Source organism: Methanothrix sp. (assembly GCF_016706325.1).
Taxonomy (GTDB): Archaea; Halobacteriota; Methanosarcinia; order Methanotrichales; family Methanotrichaceae; genus Methanothrix.
The window spans coordinates 84235-105315 of record NZ_JADJJX010000001.1 but is presented as its reverse complement, the minus strand read 5'-3'; the positions used below and the strand labels follow the sequence as shown (position 1 = coordinate 105315).

The window sequence follows — 21081 nt, the reverse complement described above, 5'->3', positions numbered from 1 at the left end:
CTAGTTGCCTCCCATCTCGTCTGAAGAAATGATATCAAGATTTGCCAGGCTGAAGGCATATACCCTGCCGCGGCCAGCGGTGAAGACCATCCCGTCCGCCACCACTGGAGAAGAGCCACCTGCCGGATAGCTCCAGACCTGCTCGCCGGTGGTGGCATTGAGGGCATAAGTCCCGACGAAACTATCATAGTCCGCCCTGCCGACGAAGACCAGATCTCCGGCATGAGCCAGGGAGCACCTCCAATCGCCGAGCCTCTCGGCCACATCCGTCACCCAGACGAGCTCGCCATTGGCGGCATCAAAGCAGTAGGTCTGAAGGTCGCTGAAACCGTCGCATCCGCCGGAGAGATAGACCTTCCCTCCTGCCAGGACCGGCGTCGAGTCCGTCCGCTGGACCGTCTTGTTCCAGAGGATTGAGCCGTTCTCAAGGGAGAGAGCATACAGGTCCCCATCGCCGTAGAAGTTGTAGGTTGTCATATAAACCCGCTCATCGGAGATCGCTGCAGACCCGCAAGGATGGTTATCTGTGGAGATGTTCCAGATCTCCGTTCCATCGTTCAGGTTCAGGCAGTAGATCTCCCCTCCTATACCGCTGTTCCATTCCCAACCCCCGAGGACGACCCTGTTGCCTGAAACAGCTGGTGTGGATTGAGCATAAGCGCTTCCTACGGAGAAGTTCCACAGCTCGTCTCCCGTCTTTTCATCAAGACAGTAGTAATGCTGACCGTCCCAGTCGCTGACGATTACTCTACCCCCGGCTACAACCGGACCGCCATTGACCGCTGACAGGTTCGTGGGCGGAACAAATCTCCAGATTTCACTTCCGTTTGCGGCATCATGGCATGAGGTTCCCCAGTTGGAGAAGAAGACCCTGCCTTCATTGTACGCAGGAGTGGACCACGATCCGTAGGGGTTCGGCTCGAAGGTCGCATTCCAGAGTACATCCCCAGAGAGCTGGTCCAGGCAGACGAACTGGTGGTTGCAGTTGACGTAGATCCGCCCCTCGGCCACCGATACAGACGCCCCTTCCACGGCACCTATCTCCTCGCTAACCCATGCCATCTGGTTAGTCCTGGAATCCGTCGATGTAGAGGCGCCTGTATGCTCGGGATCGAGGTGGAACTGAGGCCAGTCTCCAAAGGCTTCTCCCCCGCTCGGCTCAGGCACTCGGGCATCCCCAAAGGCCGTAGCCGTCGTGACGAGCAGCAGAGCAAGGCCGAAACCCAATATTTCGCAAATATTCTTCATAACGATCATCCAAATTGATCTGCACCAAATTGCTGGATCAAATGAAACCCAGTTTGTTTTACTTAAAGCTTCTCTAAAGAAGGATCATCCGAAAAGGCGTAGACTCGCCCCCCACCAATGGTAAAAAGCATGCCGTCGGCCAAAGATGGCGATGAACCTCCTTCTGGATAGCTCCAGACCACATCTCCCGTTGTTGCATTGAGAGCGAAGGTTCCGGCATAATCTATGAACTCAGGCCTTCCGGCAAACAGCAGGCCGTCGGCGTAGACCGGGGAACATCTCCAGTCCCCTATGTTCTCGCCGACCGGTGTCTCCCAGATTAGCTCTCCATTTGTGGCATTAAAGCAGCTGGTGATAAGCCGATGGAAGCCCTCGCACCCTGAGCAGAGGTAGATCCTATCCCCAAAGATGGCCGGCGTTGAGTCGGTGGGCGATGTCTTAACCTTCCATAAGACTGAGCCGTCCTCTAAAGATAAGGCCAGTAGATCTCCATCCTCCTCAAAGTTATATGTGGCCATGTAGACTGTGCTGTTGTTTATGGTAGCTGAGCCGCAGGGAGAGTTCTCAGCGGTGAGGTTCCAGATCTCATGGCCATCCTCCAGATCGAGACAGTAGATATTCCCACCCATGCCCCAATCCCAGCCTCCGAAGACCACCTTTCCCTGGTCGATGGCCGGCGTTGACTGGGCATTGCCCACCACGGCGAAGTTCCAGAGCTCCTCTCCAGTCTCCTCATCAAGGCAGTAGTAGTGGTGGCCGTCCCAATCACTGACAACCACCCTGCCATCTACAATTGTGGGGCTACCATCTATAGCGTACTTTAAAGTGGGCTGGGCAAAGCTCCAGACCTCGCTCCCGTCCGAGGCGTTCAGGCAGTAGGTCTTGTCAGAGGTGAAGAAGACCCTTCCCTGACTGTAAACGGGAGTGAAACCAAAGGCGAAGTCTCCAGAGTCATTGAACGGAGTGATCCAGAGAACCTCTCCCGATTTCTGGTCGAGACAGGTTATATTGGTTATACAATTTACGAATGCTTTGCCCTCGGCCACTGAGACCGACGATCCGGCCTGAGCACCGATATCATCGCTGATCCAGGCAGTTTGGTTGGACCTGGGGGCACTGGATGAACTCCACCCTACATGCTGGGGATTGAAGTGAAACTGTGGCCATCCCTCCTCTCTTCTCGCCTCGCCCAGGCAGTAGAGCTTTCCATAATGCTGATCGCCTTCTGTTCCGAAATATAACCTTCCATCAGATATAGCCAGGCCTGCAAGGAGGTAGCCGCTGTCAGGCGGATTGAGCATCCAGAGCAGCTTCGGGGCGGCCCCGGAATCCTCCAGACAGTATATTGAGCCGTTGACCTGAGCGGTGGTAAAGAGAATCCTCGGTAGCTCTGATGCTATCGATATTGAAGGAGAGGATTTCACCCCAGCCTCAACAGGATATGACCAGATCATCTCACCGCTGGAGCCGTTCAGGCAGACAAGAGCCCCGGGATGTCCGTGCTCGCCCACCCCCAGATAGACCCGGCCATTGTAGACAGAGGGCGTAGATGTGCTAAAGCCTGCGGGAGAGCTCCATCCTCGATCCTCGAACCTGCCGGTATCCGGGTTGAGCCCGATCTTCCATGCTGATCCCTCCTGGGCTGAGAGCTCTGAAGTGGTATAGATGTAGCCGTCATGGAAGGTGGCGGATGCCCGGACTCTCCCCGGAGTATCACGGGAGAAGCTGAGCCTCGTGCTGTCGTTCAGATTGAGTTCATCGGCCACCTCGCCGCTGGAACGGTTCACGCTCAGAATGATGCCTTCGTTCCGGCCGAATACCAGGTAGTTGCCAGCCACGGCGGCTCCGCACCACTGGTAGCCCTTTGTCTCTCTGGTGATATTCCAGCACTCGGTGCCGTTCTCGAAAAGGCAGAAGAACCTCTTTTTGCCTTGTCCATATGCTCCCCCCTCACCCAGGTACAGCCGACCATCAATGTAGTTCAGAGGAGACTCAAACCTATTATCCGTCAGATTCTGTTTCCACAGCACCCGTCCGTTCAGGGAATCGATGGCTGCAAGCTGTCCCGAATCCGTGGCCGCAAAGATTTTGTCGCCGCTGCTGGCCAGCGGAGACATCTGGTAGACCCAGCCATCTAGATGAGACCGCCACTTCAGATCACCCGTCTCCTTATCGAATGCCGATACAGAGCCGTTTCCAGCCAGGGCATAGACCATACTTGAGGAGACTGTAGGTGTGGTCTCCATCCTCTGAATGTCAGCTGACCAGAGTATGATGGGATCATCAGGGATCTGGTCAGAGCTGATGCCGGAGTTGGAAATGTCCTTCTTGAATAGCGGCCAGTCCTCAGCACTGACCGCATATAAAACAATCAATAAAGATAAGAACAAAACAGCTGAGATATATCCTCTTTGCATAGTACATCACCTATTAATCATAAATGATTATGAAGCTTTTTAAGAATTATTAAAATTCAGCCTTAAGTTTTATTTTCAAAACCACCTTCTTCTCCTGCCTCATCGGAGAGACAATAGAGGGTACCACTATCTGTCCCGAAATAGACTGACCCACCCGAGATGGCGACGCTTCCAACGGCATATCCTTTATCGGGCGGGTTGAAGGACCAGAGCAATTCTCCCTCTCTTCCCGTGTCCTCGATGCAGTATGCTGAGGTGTCAACCTTGGCCGTGACGAAGCATATGCGGACTTCGTCATCATTCACAGATACGGCAGGAGAAGCCTTGACCCCGCCGTCCAGCGGATACGACCAGATCAATTCGCCGGAGGAGTCATCCAAACAGACCAGCTCGCCTAACTGTCCGTGCTCTCCCACTCCCAGATAGGCCCTGCCATTATAGACGACTGGAGTGGAGGTGCTGAATCCCACCGCGGTGCCCCAGCCATCGTCCTCGAAGAGTCCCGTCGTCTGGTCAAAGCCAATCTTCCAGGCGTAACCGATATTTAGAGAGAACTCGGATGATGTGTAGACGTATCCGTCCTTATATGAGACCGACGACCGGATGCGGCCTGCATCCTCTTTGGCAAAGCTGATCCTTGATTCGTCTCTGAGGTCCAGCTCATCAACGATGGTACCATCCGTCAGGTTAACGCTCACCAGCATGCCGTCGTTGTCACCCCAAATCACAAAATCGCCAGCCACGCTAGCACCGTTCCAGAGATAGCCGCTCGTCTCTGCGGTAGCATTCCAGTATTCGTTCCCATCCCGATCAAAGGAGAAGTACCGCTTCAACCCCTTGCCATAAGCTATGCTTTCGCCAAGAAAGATCCTCCCGTCAGCGTAGGTCACAGGACACTCAAATCTCTTATCGGTGAGATGGTCGGTCCAGATCATCTCGCCCGTCCGGGCGTCAAAGGCGGCCAGATCGCCGGTATCGCTGGCCGCGTATATCCTCTCCCCATCGCAGGCAGGGGTTGAGCTCTGAAAGGCCCTTCCATCCATCTGAGATTTCCAGATTACCCCGCCAGTCACCTCATCCAAGGCCCAGAGGGTGCCATTTCCCGCCAGGACGTATACTGTGCCCAGACATATGATCGGCTGCAAGTCCACGCTCTGAAGATCTGCTGACCAGATGACGGCGGGTTTGATGGGCACATTGTCGCCGGTAAGGCCGGATTTGGTCGCATCTCGCTGAAACTGAGGCCAATCCTCTGCTGCACTGAACGATACCACAAACAGCAGGAGAGCGGCAAAGGTCCAGATTGGGTGTCTTATGCATGTTGACTTCACTAATAACCACCATGAATTCTTTGCGGGTAACGCTTGAACTCCGGCCAGGCTCATTCTTTCTCCCCGCAGATCGGTTTGGTCGCTTCCAGATCGCAATCATAGCAGGTCAGGTTGAATCCCCAGTCAGGCGGCTGCCAAACTTCTGCAGATCTCTCTCCATCTGAGACGCCTACATCGATGATGGCCATTGCATACTGAGTCGGCACGCTGGTACCGTTCACCGCTCCAACATCGACCTCGGCCCAGGTCACAAAGGTTCCTGGCCACAGGGCCTTAGCATCGTAGAATATGGTCTTTGTCTGAAAGGGACCAAGCTCGATCTGGTTCCAGGTCAAGACACCATGCTCGTCTGAGGAGGGTGGGACCGACGCCTCCAGAAACTCCATCCCCTGGGGCAGCGGGTCGGTTATGCGAAGCACCCTGTCGCTCCCTTTCAGGTTCTGAATGGTCAGGCTGTATCTGACTACATCGGGCTGGTCTTGGGATAGCTCTGCGCTCTTGGACACGGCGAGGGTCCTCTGCAGGTTGTAGGCCAGCCAATCGACATCCAGAACGGTGAAGTTGAAGGCTGTGACCCAGGTCTCGTTGTAGGCACCACTCGCCGCCACACGATTGACCAGCTCATCGCCCGCATAGTTGGTCACATCCAGCCAGAGATCGATGACAGCTCGGTCTCCTATCGAGAGGTGAGTAAGTGTCCAGTTGGCGCTGCTGGCCGTCAGCTCTGAGGGGCGGGCAGTGGAGTTGATGTACACTGCATGGGGTGGGAAAAAGTCCTCGATGTAGATGGAATCCAGAGATTGATTGCCATCGTTTTCCAGGGTAATTCTGTACCTGGCAAGGACCGACTCATCTCCATAGTAAAGCTCACCGGACTTATTCACAGCCAGGTGAGGATGATCGACCCTACTCACGCCCTCGATGAGAATATGACGCCTGAGAGAGTATTCTCCAATGTACACCTGATCGATATCGATAGCACCCCGTAGGGCAACTAGATCGATATCATCCTCCAGGACAGTTCTGTATCGGGCTTGCCCTGAGAACTCTGCCTCGGTCTCCATCTCGTTTAAGCCTCTGGCGACCGTCTCCTTTTCCATGTGATCTATTCCGGTGTACTCTTCGCCTATGAAGCTGGTGTCTGGTGTCTTGGAGGAGATCCCCTCGTTCCATTTCAAGGACTGGTTGGAGTAAGGCTCGCCGCCGACCTTGAAGCTCGAAGGCCGGTGTTCGACGCTGATGTTTTTGGCAATATAGTTGGAGGAGCTGGCGATAATCTCCTCGGAGCTGTAATTGCCTGTGCCGTACTCGTAGGATCTCTGGCTCTCCTTAATCCGCTTGTCTACGGAGACAAAGCCGGTTCCTTGGGTGGTTTTTTCGGAGATCGTGCCCGAGCCGTACTCGTCAGTGCGCTGATATATATTGAAGCTGCCCGAGTAGTCCTCTCTGAACTCGACCGAAGGCGTAGCATGTTGGCCTGAGGTCAGGATTGTGCCCATATGGCCCTGGCCCTCGAACGAGGTATCGAACTCCATAGACGTGCCGTTCTTATCGATATCAAAGCGTGATTCGCGGTCGATAGATGTAGCATACCGGTAGTATTCACTCATGGAGCTGCCCGTAGCCCAGTTCTTGGCCCAGGCGCCTTCCATCCACTTAGATGAGTAATCGATGGTACGGTTGTTATAGAGGGCGAAGGCGGTGGGGCTGTAGGCGGCGGACATATTCTTATCCATTGAGATTGACCTGTTCTCTGTCCTCACCCTAAGCCGTTCCTCGCCCTGGTATGAGCCGGACCCGTGCTCACGGGTGGAGAGCTTGGTGCCAGGATCGCCCGAGATGGCCACGCTCTCGCAGTCTCTGAAGACCATATCGCCGGTTTCATCTGAGGTGACATAGACGCAGTTTTCTATGGCATAGGACTCAAGAGAGGTGTCATAGTCGTTGGCGATATTCATAAAGCCCACTCCTGTGACCTCTTGATCCATATTGAACGCCATATCTCGAACCTTGGGGACCTTTACAGTAAGATTTATGGTCATGCCGCCGACACCGACCTCTGGGAACCTCCAAATGCCGTCAGAGTCGGGCGCGGGCGATGCCGAGACGAACTCGACCGATTTGTTGAAGACGTCCCTGACGACGACATTGTGCAAAGGCATGCCTAAAGTGTTATCAATCCGGATAGTGTAGTTGATGTCGTCGCCCCGTTTGACCTCAGTCTTGTCTGCTGTCTTGGATACCACGACCCGGGGATTCTTTCCGATATTCAATCTGTAGTCCTCCACCTCGCCGTCAAGGGCGAGACCGGCAAATGACAGACCTTTCTCGGTGCTGAACCTGAACCTGGCGAAGGTCTCGCTATCCTCTTTTGCCTCTGGGGGGATAAAGAAGGTAAGGCTGTTAGAGCCCTTATTCAATGGCCTGTCGACGAAAATCTGGTCGAGGCCCTCGGCCCAACTGCCGTCGGCTCCAAAATCGATCCAGGCGTTCAGGTAGCCACCGTCGTCCGAGGCATAGACATCGATGGTTGAAGTTGCACCGGGGATCAAAAGCAAATCTGTGATGGACACGCCATCCTCGTCGTTCAGATCATGTATGTTGTCGCCTAATGCATCCGAAGAGGCCCAGGCCTCGGGCTCGCCATCGATGATGTAACCTAGGCAGAAGTTGGGAATAATGACGTGACGCGCGCCATTGCCCGCCAGGAGGGTGGAGTAACTCTCCGGCGCATCACCAAAGTCCAGGGTCTCGGTCTCGAGTGCAATTACATCTTCAGAAGAACTATGTGTAACTTCCTTCCCGGTCTCATCGATCGCAGCCACGTTGACCTCGTTGGTCAGAATGCCGAAGGCTCCCTCCTCAATCTCTGCCGCCAGCTCTATGAAATCCGACTCGCCTCTGCCAAGGTCTCCAATCTCCCAGGTGATCTCGTTGCCTGATAGCAATCCTGAGCGATTGTCAGAGGCGTAAACCAGCCCCGGTGGTAGATGGTCGACCACGGAGACAGCGTGGAGGTCGTCATCCCCCGTGTTAGTGACTGCAATAAAGAAGCTGATCTCGGTTAGAGGAAGCCCTCCTTTAGGAGATGCGCTCTTATGGATTGTAACCGGTATGCTTGGGGTCTTCACCAATGCGGTGCTGGAGTTCTCGTGAGACTTGCCCTCGGGATCCTTACCGCGGACGGTGACTCTGTTGACTACAGGTTTCCCCAGATCTGCTGTTTTGACGGTATACTCGGTGATGAAGGATTTTTTCTCACCTGCTTTTAATGCAGCCCATTTCATTTCCTTACCTGTTAGGTCATCTCTTGCCACCACATCGCTGAGAGACGTATCGCCAGTGTTGTTTACCCAGATGGTGTAGCCGATGACATCGCCTGTGCTGGCCTCGGTCAGGTTAGCTGTCTTTTTCACCTCGATGTTGGGATTTGTAGGTGGTTTTTCTCCCGTCAGGTCAGAGATCAGGGGACCTCCGGCACCACATTTTATAGTCGAGATGCCGTCTATTGGACTGATGTGCCCGAGCCAATAGGTGGCCAGATGTTTGGGCTTTACTGCGTAGATGCCGTAATATGCGTCCCTGTTAAGGGTGATCTCGGGGGTCAAGCCCTCAGAATTTGTGATATATTTATCAAAGCCTACGGTAACCGTCGCCCCCCGCGACGGCGTGCCGCTGAGGATTCCCAATATACGGTCTCTTCTGTGATCTTGACTCTGAAGGACTCGCCCTTGGCGACAGATGCAGGCGTAGCATCGTCCACCCTGGATCTTCGCCGAGTAGCTGTCCGAGTTGGGACCGATCCACTGGTCGATCTCCCCCTCGTGGATGTGCCAGTTGCTGGCGCCCCATTCCGAGAACTTGCCATCGATCCAAAAGGATGGCCCCCAGCCGGGCTCTCCAACGCCAGCCAGCCGATCGATGAATATGCCAAGGCCTCCACCCCAGTCGGTATACTCGTAGCTTGCGCCACTCTGCTGAATGGCGTCCCAACTGGTGGGGTTCACGCCGACCACGTCTACTGTCTTGTTGAAGACTAGGGCGCCATCGTTGAAGACCATCAGCTGCATCAACACGATATCTGGCGATTCTGTCTCTACGGTCACTGTACTGGAGTTCTCATGAGATTTGCCTTCGGGATCCTTGCCGCGGACGGTGACTCTGTTGACTACAGGTTTCCCCAGATCTGCTGTTTTGACGGTATACTCGGTGATGAAGGATTTTTTCTCACCTGCTTTTAATGCAGCCCATTTCATTTCCTTACCTGTTAGGTCATCTCTTGCCACCACATCGCTGAGAGACGTATCGCCAGTGTTGTTTACCCAGATGGTGTAGCCGATGACATCGCCTGTGCTGGCCTCGGTCAGGTTAGCTGTCTTTTTCACCTCGATGTTGGGATTTGTAGGTGGTTTTTCTCCCGTCAGGTCAGAGATCAGGGGACCTCCGGCACCACATTTTATAGTCGAGATGCCGTCTATTGGACTGATGTGCCCGAGCCAATAGGTGGCCAGATGTTTGGGCTTAACTGCGTAGATGCCGTAATATGCGTCCCTGTTAAGGGTGATCTCGGGGGTCAAGCCCTCAGAATTTGTGATATATTTATCAAAGCCTACGGTAACCGTCGCCCCCCGCGACGGCGTGCCGGCAGGGATTCCCCAATATACGGTCTCTTCTGTGATCTTGACTCTGAAGGACTCGCCCTTGGCGACAGATGCAGGCGTAGCATCGTCCACCCGCAGGATCTTCGCCGAGTAGCTGTCCGAGTTGGGACCGATCCACTGGTCGATCTCCCCCTCGTGGATGTGCCAGTTGCTGGCGCCCCATTCCGAGGACTTGCCATCGATCCAAAAGGATGGCCCCCAGCCGGGCTCTCCAACGCCAGCCAGCCGATCGATGAATATGCCAAGGCCTCCACCCCAGTCGGTATACTCGTAGCTTGCGCCACTCTGCTGAATGGCATCCCAACTGGTGGGGTTCACGCCGACCACGTCTACTGTCTTGTTGAAGACTAGGGCGCCATCGTTGAAGACCATCAGCTGCATCAACACGATATCTGGCGATTCTGTCTCTACGGTCACTGTACTGGAGTTCTCATGAGATTTGCCTTCCGGATCTTTGCCGCTGGCGGTGACTTTGTTGATAATAGGTTTGCCAAGATCTGCCGCTTTGACGGTGTAGGTGGTGGTGAAAGAATGATTCTTTCCTGGATCCAGGGATCCAATGTCCTCCTTAAGTTTGGTGAGGCTGTCATCGGCAACGATATCTCTGAGGATTGTATTGCCGGTGTTGTTCACCCAGATGGTATAAAGGATAATACTTCCAGCCTTGTCGACCTCAGTGACGTTTGCCGTTTTGTTGACTGCAATATTGGGATTATATACAGTGTCTACAGATTCGGTGTCGAATCCCTGGTAAACTACGCCATCGTAGGTGCCTCTGGCAGTGACATTGTTAACTATGGGCTTGCCGATATCAACCCTTTTGACTGTGTATTCTGTAGTGAAAGTGTGGTTCTTGCCCGGGTCAAGGAACCCGATGTACTCCTGGTGCTTTGTGAGGTTATCATCAGCAACGACATCGCTGAGAGTTCTATTGCCAGTATTGTTCACCCGGATGGTATAAAGGATAGTATCGCCGGGCAAGGCCAGCGAAACGTTTGCAGTCTTGTGGACGCTGATCACTGGACTTGGGGGAGCTAATCTCGCTGTAGGTAGCCATCCCCCGGTCAGAGAAATTAGGCCAAAGGCGGTGTACCCGGATATGAGAGGGCCAGGAGCATCAGGTTTGAGCCAGATCGAGCCGTTCGGCTGCTGGCAGCTAAGCAGGAAATTTACCGGATTTGCATCACCGATTCGCCAAGGCTCTTCGACCGGCCTCTGACCCATAGCAAGTATGGCCATGACAGCAAGCCCGGTCGAGGGAGAGCAGGACCCGTCCGGAGATGATAAGCAACCTGAGAAACCGCCGTCGTCTTTCTGGACCGATCCAAGCCATGTCAGGGCCTTTTTCATCCACGTAGCGTTTACATCCTCGCCTGAACCGATCAGAGCGCAGAGCACAAGCCCTGTGGTATCAGTATCAGGTAGGGAAGAGTTTTTACCCCATCCGCCCGAGTCAAACTGTCTGCTCTTAAGATCCCTGACATAGGTTCTGGCCTCAATCGATTCGAGCTCTCTGACTGCAATCAATCCGAGTAGGGCGTATGCTTCTTCTGATGGATCGATCTCGGTCAACTGTCTTGAGCGATACTTGAGTATATCAACATAGCCCGATTCTGCGAAATCGTGAGGATTGCCGCCCGCGGCGACAACGCCCATCAAGTACCGGCCCAGGTCGCCTGTACTGACGTTGCTGGCAGGGGGTCTCTTATCGATGAGATAGTCGAGAATTGTCTTGCCATCCCTGATGGCCAGGTTGATATCGCTGGTCTGGGCCAGCGCCATGGCAACATCAGCGGTTACGAGAAGGGCGCTAGAATTTCCCGGAATCTCGCCGAACCCACCGTCTGGATTCTGGCAGGAGAGCAGGTAATTCACAGAGGATCTGATCCGGGGGTCGTCATCGTACAGCGGGAAATCGGCCCCAACAGCGCTGGAAGCTGTGAGCAAAAAGATCAGAGATAGGGTCCGCGTGACAAGTACCAGGAACGGTCTCATCGATTATTCGTCTCCATAACCTGTTTTTCTCGCATGTATAAGCCGGAACCGTGCTCACGGGTGGAGAGCTCGGTGCCAGGATCTCCCAAGAGGACCCCGCTCTTGCAGTCCCTAAAGACCATATCGCCGGCTTCACTGAGGATGTAATCGACAGCTGGAGCTGCGCCCTGGACCCGGATATCCCCGTTTGCCTGCACGAGCTTTACTGTCATCGGAAATAATATAACAAGCAAAATATCGCACAAACTGATGGCCAAAGGTCTTATTCTCTCAGCCAATCCTATAATATTTATAGCTAGTCCTGTTCGCGAAGAATAAGCACCTGTAGCCGCGATAACTGCGTTATATGAGGCTGAGGAACTTATTGTACCGGGGCCGGTGTCAGGCCCGCATGCTCCCCATACATTCCAGTTCGTCAGGTTACTCCATTCTACAGGCATCGATTCCATGCAGCCTTACCCTCCATAAAGCTAAGCGGTGAATTCAAGGCTAATCCATAACACTTGTATAAAGCCATCTAAATTTGACAAGATTACTCGAAATAGGCCAAATATAATTGTTTCGGTTAATCTCACTCCGTGTGTAGTCCCGTCGGGACAACACATGATCTTCCCAGGACCAAAAGCCTTAAGCAAAATCAAATTTCGCTAAGTAAAGTGTAATGAAATAGTGGGTCTGGTCTGCTATTCCGTGCGTCCATTCAAGCCCAAGGCGGAGGGCGGCAGCGAAGCTGACTCCGCCCTGGATCTCCCTGTATTGATAGAGGATTCTTCTCAGAAGAGATATTAAAATTCCTTGATAAATTGGAGATATCATGCTTAATTCCTGCAAGAAGAAATAGCCGCTGCTACTATGAGGAACGCATTCATCTTAATGAACATTTTCGCTATCATAAGCGATTGATAAGATGCGGATGCAAGAAGCTGGGAACTAACCTCTATCTCTTCGAGGATCAAGTCCTAATGCTTGAAGAGCGCGATGCCCTCTATGATAAACTGGATGCAGGCAAAATCACGAAGGTGGAACTTCACGAGGAGATGAAAAAATCAGGGCACATTCTCATTTTATCTAACCGAAAGATGAAAGAGCAAGAAGCCTATGTATTCGCCGACTCAATTTTGACCCCCCTATTTAAGGAAACGCCAGTTCGTTTTTGACCCCCCCCAAAAGGAAAGCCTTCCCTCTCCAAGTACTCTGAGAGGTGGGCGGTAAGGTGAAAACGATGGCAGATGTACGTAGAATCGTAGACCTGTACGAACTCCATAAGTCCTACAAAAAGTAGCCCGCGAACTGAACATATCCCGGAACACTGTGAAAAAGTATCTTCATCAGGTCAAAGATGTGCAAGAAGGATTGGCGGAGGAGATCATTCCCAAAACCGAAAGATCGTTCAACCCTCTCGCGTTCTCACTGATCTTGTCCGTCAGAAGATACATCAATATCTTGAGTCAAACATGGGATGCCCCAAAAACAACGACTCACGGCAAAAAGAATCTGGGAGCTTCTCGTCCAGGATGGTCATAAAATAGGTTATACCACGGTCAAGGACGAAGTTGTCCGCTGGAAACGCACTAATGCACCCCGAGAGGTGTTTATCTTGCAGGAGCCGCGCATTGGTCAGCGTGCAGAATTCGATTGGGGCGAAGTCACACTCAATATCGCCGGAGTATGGCAGAAATTCTACCTTGCGGTCTTCGTCTTGCCCTTCTCGCTCTATCGATTTGCTCGCCTCTATAACAGATCAACCCGTCTGGAAGTGATCCAGGCCCACATCGAATTCTTCCGCGAGATCGGCTCAGTTCCCGAGGCGATATTCTATGACAGAATGGCTGCTGTATACGATTCTCGAAAGCAGCAGTTCAATGATAAATTTCTTGGAATTCTCTATGCATTTCGGTTTTCAGCCCTGTGTCTGCAATCCAGCTTCACCTAACGAGAAAGGGACAGACGAAGAAAGTGTAGGCTATGTCCGGCGTGCCACTTTCAGCGAAAGGAGTTCATTTGCATCCATAAATGAGGCTGCTGAATGGCTAAAAATGCGCCTTGGCGAGATAAACGGCCATCCTGTCTATCGTCGATCCGATGTGCCGGTCAGGGCCTTGATCAAGAGCGAGCCTTGATGCATCCATTGCCAACACTCGAATTTGAAAACTGCGAACTGAAACGTGCAACTATTTCGCGGTATTCATTGGTAAAATTTGACGGGAACTTCTACTTAATTCCGGATACATACCGTCCTCGATATATTACACTGAAGATGTTGGTGGATAGGATCGAGTTCCTTGATGGAAACGATATCATTGCAGTTCATCGTCGATTGGCTGGGAATCAGAAGTATTCGCTTGATATCGCTCATTACATCAAGACTTTTCATCGCAAACCGGGTGCGCTCCCAAATTCCAGAGTTTTAGCTCAGGCAGATGAACTGATTCGGGATGCTTTCAATCGCTATTATGCGAATGATCCAAAAATTTCTGCCTATTCTTGACCTGATAAAAGACCTCCCCTGAAAAATTTTCAACCGCTCTTGCGATCCTAAAAGAACAGAACATCCATCCGACCAGCGATAGCATTCGGTTTTTGCTTCATCAAACCAATGCTCTGATGGTTGAGCCCTTTGACATCGAGGGTGGTTTCGAGGTCCTGGAGCCGGATCTCACCATATTCGATCAGTTTATGGAGGGATAGACTGTGGAACCGAATCTTGCAGATCTATGTAAACAGTTGCGACTGAGCGGAGTCTACAACTACGTCCTGGACTATCAGCCTGATAATGAGGATATGCTGCGGTTTCTGACTTCAGCATTGCAGTCCGAACTCGACAAGAGACATCTGAACCGCCAGATGAGAGCGCTTCGGCAAGCCGGCTTTCCGACAAAAAGAGGTTCGAGGGATCTATTGATGGATGATTTGCCGCAAGATGGGCGAGAGGCTATTCCTGAACTAAAAGCGCTTGCGTTTCTTAAAGAAAGGAGGAATGTTATTCTCATCGGAAATTCAGGAACCGGCAAGACTCATATGGCTATTGCGGTAGGGATCAGAGCATGCGAGGAGAACTATCGAGTTGTATTTCGCTCCGCAGCAGCATTGGTCAATGAGATGATCGAAGCGAGAAAGATAACAGGCTCTCAATTTATATCAAACAGTTTAAAAAGGTTGATCTCCTCATAATTGATGAGCTTGGGTACGTAACATTTGATCTCGCTGCTGCTGAATTGCTATTTCAGTTGCTTGCAGCACGATATGAGACTATGAGTACTATCATTACCTCGAACCTGGGATTTTCAGATTGGGTGAAGGTATTCCATGACAGGACTCTAACCGCAGCAATTCTGGATAGGATTACCCACCACGCGCTGATACTGAACATGAACGGAGAGAGTTTCCGCAGAAAGTAGCGAGACGTGAACTTTATACTCTATGAGTTAGGTTAGTCGTCTAAGGGGGTCAAAATCGGATCGGCGCGGGGGGTCAAATTTGGACCGGCGGATACAAGCCTACGAACTATTTAAGAGAAGAGAAAGTGTTGAGAAGATGTTTGACATCTATAAATCAACGTTATCAGCTGATAGGCTATATTTGCATGATGATGAAAGCGTCTTTGGACATGTGTTTATAGCATTTTTATCTCTTTATGCCTACTGCACACTCGAATTGCTCTTGAAAAAGGCTGGAGCAAATAAAAAAATGACACCTGGTGACTTACTCTTTTAGTTCAGCAAAGTATATCATATTGATTTTGGAGAACGTGGAAAAATAATGGAAGTTCCTAAGAAAATTAGAGATTGAAGCTAAACTTGGGCTAAACATATTCCCCGCATAGTCGGAGTTAAGGTTAAAGCTTGTGGTCATTGGCATAAATTTCAGATGCTGATCTTGCTCAGGGTCCTCATCCCTCCTGCCAGAAACGCTGCAAAGAAGATCAGGAGTATGAGCAAAGATACCCAAGGCAGGGGCTGATCCAGGGCGGCAGCTCGCAGGAATAGGCTGGAGTGGGTAAGCGGCAGAGCATAGAGGGCATACTTCAGCCCGGCTGGAACCTGGGAGAGAGAGAAGAAGGTTCCGCCCAGAAAGGTCATGGGAATCAAGATCAAGCTTGCGAAGGTGCCCATGTCCTCATGAGACCTTGCCAGCAGAGCGGCCAGAACTCCCAGAAAGGCGAATGTAAAGCAGGTCAAAAGAAGGCCTACCAGGAAAAGCGGACCGATGTGAATGGATGGTGCGATGAGCATGGCTACGGCGAGGAATGCAAAGGAGCTCAATAAGCCTCTCACTACCCCGATCATCGCCTTTCCGATGAGTATGGAGGATAGCCCAATCGGGGCCATGAGGCACTCATCAAAGCTTTTGTAGTAGAGACGATCGACATTTAGCCTTGTGCTTGCGCCGTTGAAGCTGGTGGTCATGGCGGTGAGGGCGATGATGCCCGGTATCACGAACTCTAGATAGCTTGTTCCATTGAGATTTATGCCCCGTCCAAGCCCCCAGCCAAATGCCACCAGATAGAGCAGGGGGCTGATAAGAGTGGTGATCAGGTATCTGGACCAGCGCCGCTTCAGGGTTACTAGGTCCGCCCAGAGTATATTACAAGAATCCATATTAACTCTCCAAGACCTTCTGACCGGTCAGTTCAACAAAGACATCCTCCAGATTCGACTCACGCATAGCTAATTTATTGCTCCCCGGCAGTCCCTGAATGAACTGGGCAGCGAACGACCTATCGGGGAAATATCTATACTGGGTGCCGTTTCCGTTAGTTTGCATCTCGACTGCGATCATTCCCAGCTTCTGGCGAAGACTTAAGGGAGAACCAATGGCGATCATTTTTCCTTTATGAAGGATGCCCACCCTTTCGCATAAGGCCTCAGCCTCCTCAATATAATGTGTAGTGAGGAAGACTGTGGTGCCGTCTGAGTTCATCTTGCGAATGAGATCCCAGACCCTCCGGCGGGTCTGAGCGTCCAGGCCCACAGTCGGCTCATCCAGAAATAGCAGCTTCGGCCTGTGAATCAGAGCCCTGGCAATCATGGCTCTCCTCTTCATGCCACCCGAGACATCATCTATGAGATAGTCTGCGTGCTCGGACAGCTCCACATAATCGAGCAGTTCAGCTATCCTTTTCGTTCTCTCTATTTTGGACAGATGATGAAGCCTTGCATGAAGCTCCAGGTTCTCAGCGATTGTCAGGTCTTTGTTCAAGCTCAGATGCTGTTGAACTATGCCGAACTCCGACTTCACCTTAAAGGAATCCTTGACTACATCAAAGCCGTTGATGAGCGCCTTCCCGGAGGTGGGTTTGGTGAGCGTAGTGAGGATTCGGATGGTGGTGGTTTTTCCGGCACCATTCGGCCCCAGGAATCCGAAAAGCTCTCCCCGATCGACCTGAAGGCTTTGGATATCGACTACCCTTTTTCCGGAGTATTCCTTGGCTAGATTCGATATTTCTATCATCTTGATCACAGTGCCCAAAAGATCAGGCGTTGGCCTCCAAGAGCAGCCTGTGCTCACCATCCACTATGCTGTAAAGCGACTCAGAACTCAGATCTGATATCGGATAATATTTCCCGCCGGTCATCTCTGCGATCTCCCGGCAGTAGCCGAGCCTCATGTCCATGAAGGATGAATCCACCACCTCGGTATCTATGACAATGGTGTGAATTCCGAGCTGCTTTGTCCTTTCCGAGATCTCCATTAGCTCATCTTTGATCTTTCCGCTCATTCCCACATTGGCCCTGCCATCGGATACGAGGACCATCATGGGCTTTGTCTCTGCATCCTTTTTCATCTCGCCCTGCAAAATCTGCAATCCGCGAGAAAGCCCTGCAGAAAGCGGCGTCTTGCCGCCTGTGGGGAGCTCCTTTAGCCTGCTTAAAGCCAGATCCACGCTGGAGCAGGGAGGAAGTATCAGTTCTGCCTCCTTTCCCCTAAAGGCCACCATTCCAACTCTGTCCCTCTTCTGATATGAGTCCAAGAGCAAGGAGAGGACTGCTCCCTTGGCACTCTCCATCCTCATCATGGCTCCCATTGAGCCGCTGGCATCCACCACAAAAAGAAGCACTGCTGAGGTCTTCCTCACCCTCTCCTTCTCCCTGATGTCCTCGCTTTTGATCTTAATGGCATAGGGTCCTGATCTGGCCTTTTGATATGGAGCTGCAGCACGAATGGTGGCATCAATGGCAATGTCCTTTCCCTCTTTAGGCATCCTTTGGCGCAGATATCTTCCGGAGTTCTGCAGTGCAAGGGTGTTTATCCTTCTTCCGCTGGTCTTTCTGCGGGGGATTTTATCCCTCTTTCGAGGCATATTGATCTGCCGCACATCTATCGACGCTCCGATCTTGAAGATCTGCTCTTGCGGTGATGCAGCTTGAGACTGATTTTGGTCCTGCTGATCATCGGGCTTCTGAGACTGTTCCTGTCTTTTCTGCGGGGGAGGATTCTTGGGCTGTTGCTCTTGCTTTTGTTGCTGCTGCTGCTTTTCCATGGACTTTTCTAGCTTATCTTTGTTAAGAGTCGGTGGCTCAAAGGGCCGGCTCCTCATCCTGTGAGCAAGCGCCAGCTCCATGGCCTTCTTTGCGTCCTCCTGGTTTACCTCCATTCTTCCTTCAAAGGCAGCTATGGTCTTTGCCGTTCTGGAGATCACTATCTCTGCCCTGTGCGTCTTTACCCCCAGATCGATGCAGGTAGAGGCTATAGTTCTCAGAAGATCATCGCTCATAGTCACCTGGCTGAGGATTTCCTTGGCAGCAGAGATCTTGACCTTCAGCTCATCCTGATGGATCTGCTGCTCCTTAGCAAAGCCCTCCGGATCGGCATCAAACCTCTCGGCAGTCTTTACGATCAGCACTCTTTGATCTACATCTTCAATGCCGACGACATCTACCTGTAGCCCGAATCGGTCCAGCAGTTGCGGTCTTAGCTCTCCCTCCTCGGGGTTCATGGTTCCTACCAGGATAAACCTGGATGGATGAGCAACTGACACCCCTTCCCGTTCCACGATGTTCACCCCCATGGCGGCTGAGTCCAGCAGCACATCTGCCACATGGTCGTCCAGGAGGTTAACCTCGTCTATGTACAGTACCCCTCTGTTGGCAGCAGCCAGGATGCCCGGCTCCAGGGCCCGTATTCCCTCCTTGATTGCCCTCTCAATGTTCAATGATCCCAAAACCCGATCCTCAGTTGCCCCCAGGGGAAGGTCGATCACCGGAGTCTTGCGTAATACCTCCTTTACCTGGCCTTTCAGGCTCTTATCAAAGCACAGATCACACATCTCCTCTGGATTTCTGGGGTTACAGTTGAAGGGGCAGTTCTCCACAACTAAAATATCTTCCAGAAGGTCGGCCAGGGCACGCACTGCGGTTGATTTGGCGGTGCCTTTATCTCCTCTTATCAGCACTCCGCCTATGCGTGGATTTATTGCATTTAGAACTAATGCAAACTTCATGTCGTCCTGGCCCACGATAGATGTAAAAGGAATTGTCCTTCTCTTGATGTGATGCATTTTTCCCCCTAAGCTACGCCTTCGCTGAGAGACTTCAAAGGAATTATGTACGGCCGGTTAAGGTTGTTCATTACGATGGCCTCGACTCCATATACCTCCCGAATGTTCGCTGCGTTCAAAAGATAGGCAGGTTCACCTGCGGCATAGATCCTTCCGTCCTTGAGGATCGCCAGCTTGTCCGCGAAGGTCGAAGCCAGATTCAGATCGTGCAATGCCATGATCGCAGAGATCTTCTTCTCTTTGACCAGGGATGCTATCGTCTCCATAACCTCCAGTTGGTGTTTCATGTCCAGACTTGAGGTGGGCTCATCCAGCAGCAGCACCTCCGGTTCCTGGGCCAGGGCCCTGGCTATCAAGACCTTCTGCTTCTGACCCCCGGATAGCTGGGAGAAGTCCCTCATGGCCAGATTTTCCAGATGCAAAAGCCCCAGGATATCTGCTACCTTATCGAGATCGGAGTCTGATACGCGCCAGCTTATATGCGGCCTCCTGCCCATGAGAACTGTATCAAAAACGGTAGTGGCCAGAGGAGTCGAGCTGGACTGAGGAACATACCCCAGGCGTTTGGCAAGCTCAGTTCTGCTCACAGTATCGATATCTTTGCCGTCTATCAGAATGCTTCCTTTAGGCTTGAGTATTTTATCTATGCACTTGATCAGGGTTGTCTTGCCCGAGCCGTTTGGGCCGACCAGCCCCAGCACTTCTGAATCCTCGACCACCAGATTGAGGCCGTCCAGGATCATGGAGCCATTGTAGCCGAATGTCAGGCTCTTTATAGTGATATTTACCAAAACACCTTCCTCCTTTTCATGAAGAGATAAATGAAGAACGGGACTCCCAAAAATGATGTCATTATGCCCACAGGAAGTATTACCGGTGCGAGGATCGTCCTGGCAAGGGTGTCTGAACCCAAAAGAAGCAGAGCACCCACCAGGGCCGAGCCCGGCAGAAGAAACCGGTGGCCCCAGACGATGGTATTTGCATATGACGTTGATTCAAAGCAGTCGGGAAGAAATCTGGCCATGATGGCAACATAGACCTCTTTTATGCTGAGATCTGCAGAACCGAGGGTGACGGCCATGCTCGCCAGCAATGCGGTCCCCAGCACGAGGATCAGGAAGAAGAGCGCCCTCTTGCCCATATAGCTCTGGTATTCGCCCATCACCTCAGTCTTTGATAGAGACATAGGCCTCCAGAACGATGCCCAAGCAAATCAAAACCCAGGATTTGTTCTCTATCATCCATTCTTCCCTTAGTAAATTGAATTGAAATTAATTCAAATTAAATTGTATTTAAGCGTTTCGGGAAATTTCGAAAAACCTGACCGACTCGATACCACAACTGCTTATGTACAACGATAGTCAGGTTGATCTAGTCGTTGACAGCAAGGTTTTACGGCGAATTATTAATGATTTGGGCGCATCGCTGCTGGTTACGTTGAACAGGATGCAGCTGCTGAAGAACGCTACTGACGGCAGATCCAAATACCTGTGCATGCATAAACCCCTTCGATGTCCTGATCGCCGGAATCGCGAGGCGAACGAGGCTGAGGCACTGATCACAATAAAGAGCAGAGGGTGAAATGGCGGAATACGGTGAATGGAACCGAGAGGGCGCGAGCCTCAGCGACGTGACGGCAAAGAAGGAATATGGCGTGGACCGGGAGTTCATAATCAGGGGAATCAACGCAGGAAAGCTTGAGTTCTGCGAGGAAAGCATCTATGGAAATCCTTATATCAAGGTCTTGAGACGCCAGCTCGAGGAGTGCATCGGCGAAGAGCTAGGGAAAGAGTACCTGAACAAGGCCAAGAACATGACCGAACTCCGAAAGATCAAGAAAGAGATCGCTGAGGTCGAGTGTAGGTTGGCCTCGCTTAAGCTGGAAGAGACAGCGCTTGAGAGATTGCTGGAAAAATAGGGAGAGAGGAAGA

At 51.8% G+C, this 21081-nt stretch carries 15 protein-coding genes and 2 pseudogenes; 6 read left to right on the top strand and 11 right to left on the bottom strand.

Translation table 11 applies throughout. The annotated features are described in order from the left end of the window. The 6 genes from IPI63_RS00495 to IPI63_RS00470 form a co-directional block, all read right to left on the bottom strand. Entirely contained in the window at nt 1–1248 is a 1248-nt protein-coding gene (locus IPI63_RS00495) for a PQQ-binding-like beta-propeller repeat protein (RefSeq protein ID WP_292476032.1), read from the bottom strand. Between the two features lie 62 nt (nt 1249–1310). Continuing rightward, entirely contained in the window at nt 1311–3623 is a 2313-nt protein-coding gene (locus tag IPI63_RS00490; protein WP_292476030.1) for a PQQ-binding-like beta-propeller repeat protein, read from the bottom strand. A gap of 104 nt (nt 3624–3727) precedes the next feature. After that, complete coding sequence (locus IPI63_RS00485; RefSeq protein WP_292476028.1) at nt 3728–4996, bottom strand: PQQ-binding-like beta-propeller repeat protein; 1269 nt, start codon at nt 4994–4996, stop codon at nt 3728–3730. 50 nt (nt 4997–5046) lie between these two features. After that, nucleotides 5047–11652: a prenyltransferase/squalene oxidase repeat-containing protein gene (locus IPI63_RS00480; RefSeq protein ID WP_292476027.1), complete on the bottom strand. Its 6606-nt coding sequence runs from the start codon at nt 11650–11652 to the stop codon at nt 5047–5049. After that, nucleotides 11649–12101: a hypothetical protein gene (locus IPI63_RS00475; RefSeq protein WP_214066145.1), complete on the bottom strand. Its 453-nt coding sequence runs from the start codon at nt 12099–12101 to the stop codon at nt 11649–11651. The genes IPI63_RS00480 and IPI63_RS00475 overlap by 4 nt, the downstream gene beginning before the upstream one ends. Before the next feature lie 178 nt (nt 12102–12279). Beyond that, on the bottom strand, nt 12280–12468 hold the full coding sequence (locus IPI63_RS00470) for a hypothetical protein (RefSeq protein WP_214066146.1): 189 nt from the start codon (nt 12466–12468) through the stop codon (nt 12280–12282). Nucleotides 12469–12551: 83 nt separating this feature from the next. On the opposite strand from IPI63_RS00470, the gene IPI63_RS00465 reads away from it, so the two are divergent. The 5 genes and pseudogenes from IPI63_RS00465 (at nt 12552) to IPI63_RS00445 (ending at nt 15366) form a co-directional block, all read left to right on the top strand. Continuing rightward, a complete protein-coding gene (locus tag IPI63_RS00465) occupies nt 12552–12809 on the top strand; it encodes a hypothetical protein (protein WP_292476025.1) in 258 nt (85 codons plus the stop codon). 302 nt (nt 12810–13111) lie between these two features. After that, nucleotides 13112–13585 carry a hypothetical protein gene (locus IPI63_RS00460; RefSeq protein ID WP_292476024.1) on the top strand — a complete coding sequence of 158 codons (474 nt, stop codon included), beginning with the start codon at nt 13112–13114 and terminating at the stop codon, nt 13583–13585. A gap of 93 nt (nt 13586–13678) precedes the next feature. After that, complete coding sequence (locus tag IPI63_RS00455; RefSeq protein ID WP_292476022.1) at nt 13679–14140, top strand: hypothetical protein; 462 nt, start codon at nt 13679–13681, stop codon at nt 14138–14140. 293 nt (nt 14141–14433) lie between these two features. Continuing rightward, nucleotides 14434–15050: pseudogene (gene istB, locus IPI63_RS12815) on the top strand (IS21-like element helper ATPase IstB). A 79-nt stretch (nt 15051–15129) separates the two neighbouring features. Continuing rightward, complete coding sequence (locus IPI63_RS00445; RefSeq protein ID WP_292476019.1) at nt 15130–15366, top strand: hypothetical protein; 237 nt, start codon at nt 15130–15132, stop codon at nt 15364–15366. A 149-nt stretch (nt 15367–15515) separates the two neighbouring features. On the opposite strand, the gene IPI63_RS00440 is transcribed toward IPI63_RS00445, so the two are convergent. From IPI63_RS00440 to IPI63_RS12810, 5 genes and pseudogenes are all read right to left on the bottom strand, one after another. Continuing rightward, the gene (locus IPI63_RS00440; RefSeq protein WP_214066147.1) at nt 15516–16250 is read right to left on the bottom strand and encodes an ABC transporter permease; all 735 of its coding nucleotides are present in this window, start codon (nt 16248–16250) and stop codon (nt 15516–15518) included. 1 nt (nt 16251) lies between these two features. Beyond that, nucleotides 16252–17103 carry an ABC transporter ATP-binding protein gene (locus IPI63_RS00435; RefSeq protein WP_292476017.1) on the bottom strand — a complete coding sequence of 284 codons (852 nt, stop codon included), beginning with the start codon at nt 17101–17103 and terminating at the stop codon, nt 16252–16254. Nucleotides 17104–17125: 22 nt separating this feature from the next. Next, nucleotides 17126–19150, bottom strand: a complete 2025-nt coding sequence (locus IPI63_RS00430) for a putative cobaltochelatase (protein ID WP_214080463.1) — start codon at nt 19148–19150, stop codon at nt 17126–17128. A gap of 8 nt (nt 19151–19158) precedes the next feature. Further along, on the bottom strand, nt 19159–19941 hold the full coding sequence (locus IPI63_RS00425) for an ABC transporter ATP-binding protein (protein ID WP_292476016.1): 783 nt from the start codon (nt 19939–19941) through the stop codon (nt 19159–19161). Beyond that, a pseudogene (locus IPI63_RS12810) lies at nt 19935–20111 on the bottom strand (iron chelate uptake ABC transporter family permease subunit); the annotation flags it as partial. The gene IPI63_RS00425 and the pseudogene IPI63_RS12810, both read right to left, overlap by 7 nt. 621 nt (nt 20112–20732) lie before the next feature. Between IPI63_RS12810 and IPI63_RS00415 the strand changes: the two are divergent. After that, nucleotides 20733–21068, top strand: coding sequence for a hypothetical protein (locus tag IPI63_RS00415; protein ID WP_292476013.1), 336 nt, complete (start codon nt 20733–20735; stop codon nt 21066–21068). Nucleotides 21069–21081: the final 13 nt, after the last annotated feature.

Bases quoted from the DNA above. Each gene is read 5' to 3' on its own strand.
- IPI63_RS00455 (WP_292476022.1), top strand. From the start codon at position 13,679: ATGGCTAAAAATGCGCCTTGGCGAGATAAACGGCCATCCTGTCTATCG.
- IPI63_RS00495 (WP_292476032.1), bottom strand. From the start codon at position 1,248: ATGAAGAATATTTGCGAAATATTGGGTTTCGGCCTTGCTCTGCTGCTC.
- IPI63_RS00475 (WP_214066145.1), bottom strand. From the start codon at position 12,101: ATGGAATCGATGCCTGTAGAATGGAGTAACCTGACGAACTGGAATGTA.
- IPI63_RS00415 (WP_292476013.1), top strand. From the start codon at position 20,733: ATGGCGGAATACGGTGAATGGAACCGAGAGGGCGCGAGCCTCAGCGAC.
- IPI63_RS00435 (WP_292476017.1), bottom strand. From the start codon at position 17,103: ATGATAGAAATATCGAATCTAGCCAAGGAATACTCCGGAAAAAGGGTA.
- IPI63_RS00470 (WP_214066146.1), bottom strand. From the start codon at position 12,468: ATGATATCTCCAATTTATCAAGGAATTTTAATATCTCTTCTGAGAAGA.
- IPI63_RS00480 (WP_292476027.1), bottom strand. From the start codon at position 11,652: ATGAGACCGTTCCTGGTACTTGTCACGCGGACCCTATCTCTGATCTTT.
- IPI63_RS00430 (WP_214080463.1), bottom strand. From the start codon at position 19,150: ATGCATCACATCAAGAGAAGGACAATTCCTTTTACATCTATCGTGGGC.
- IPI63_RS00460 (WP_292476024.1), top strand. From the start codon at position 13,112: ATGCCCCAAAAACAACGACTCACGGCAAAAAGAATCTGGGAGCTTCTC.
- IPI63_RS00440 (WP_214066147.1), bottom strand. From the start codon at position 16,250: ATGGATTCTTGTAATATACTCTGGGCGGACCTAGTAACCCTGAAGCGG.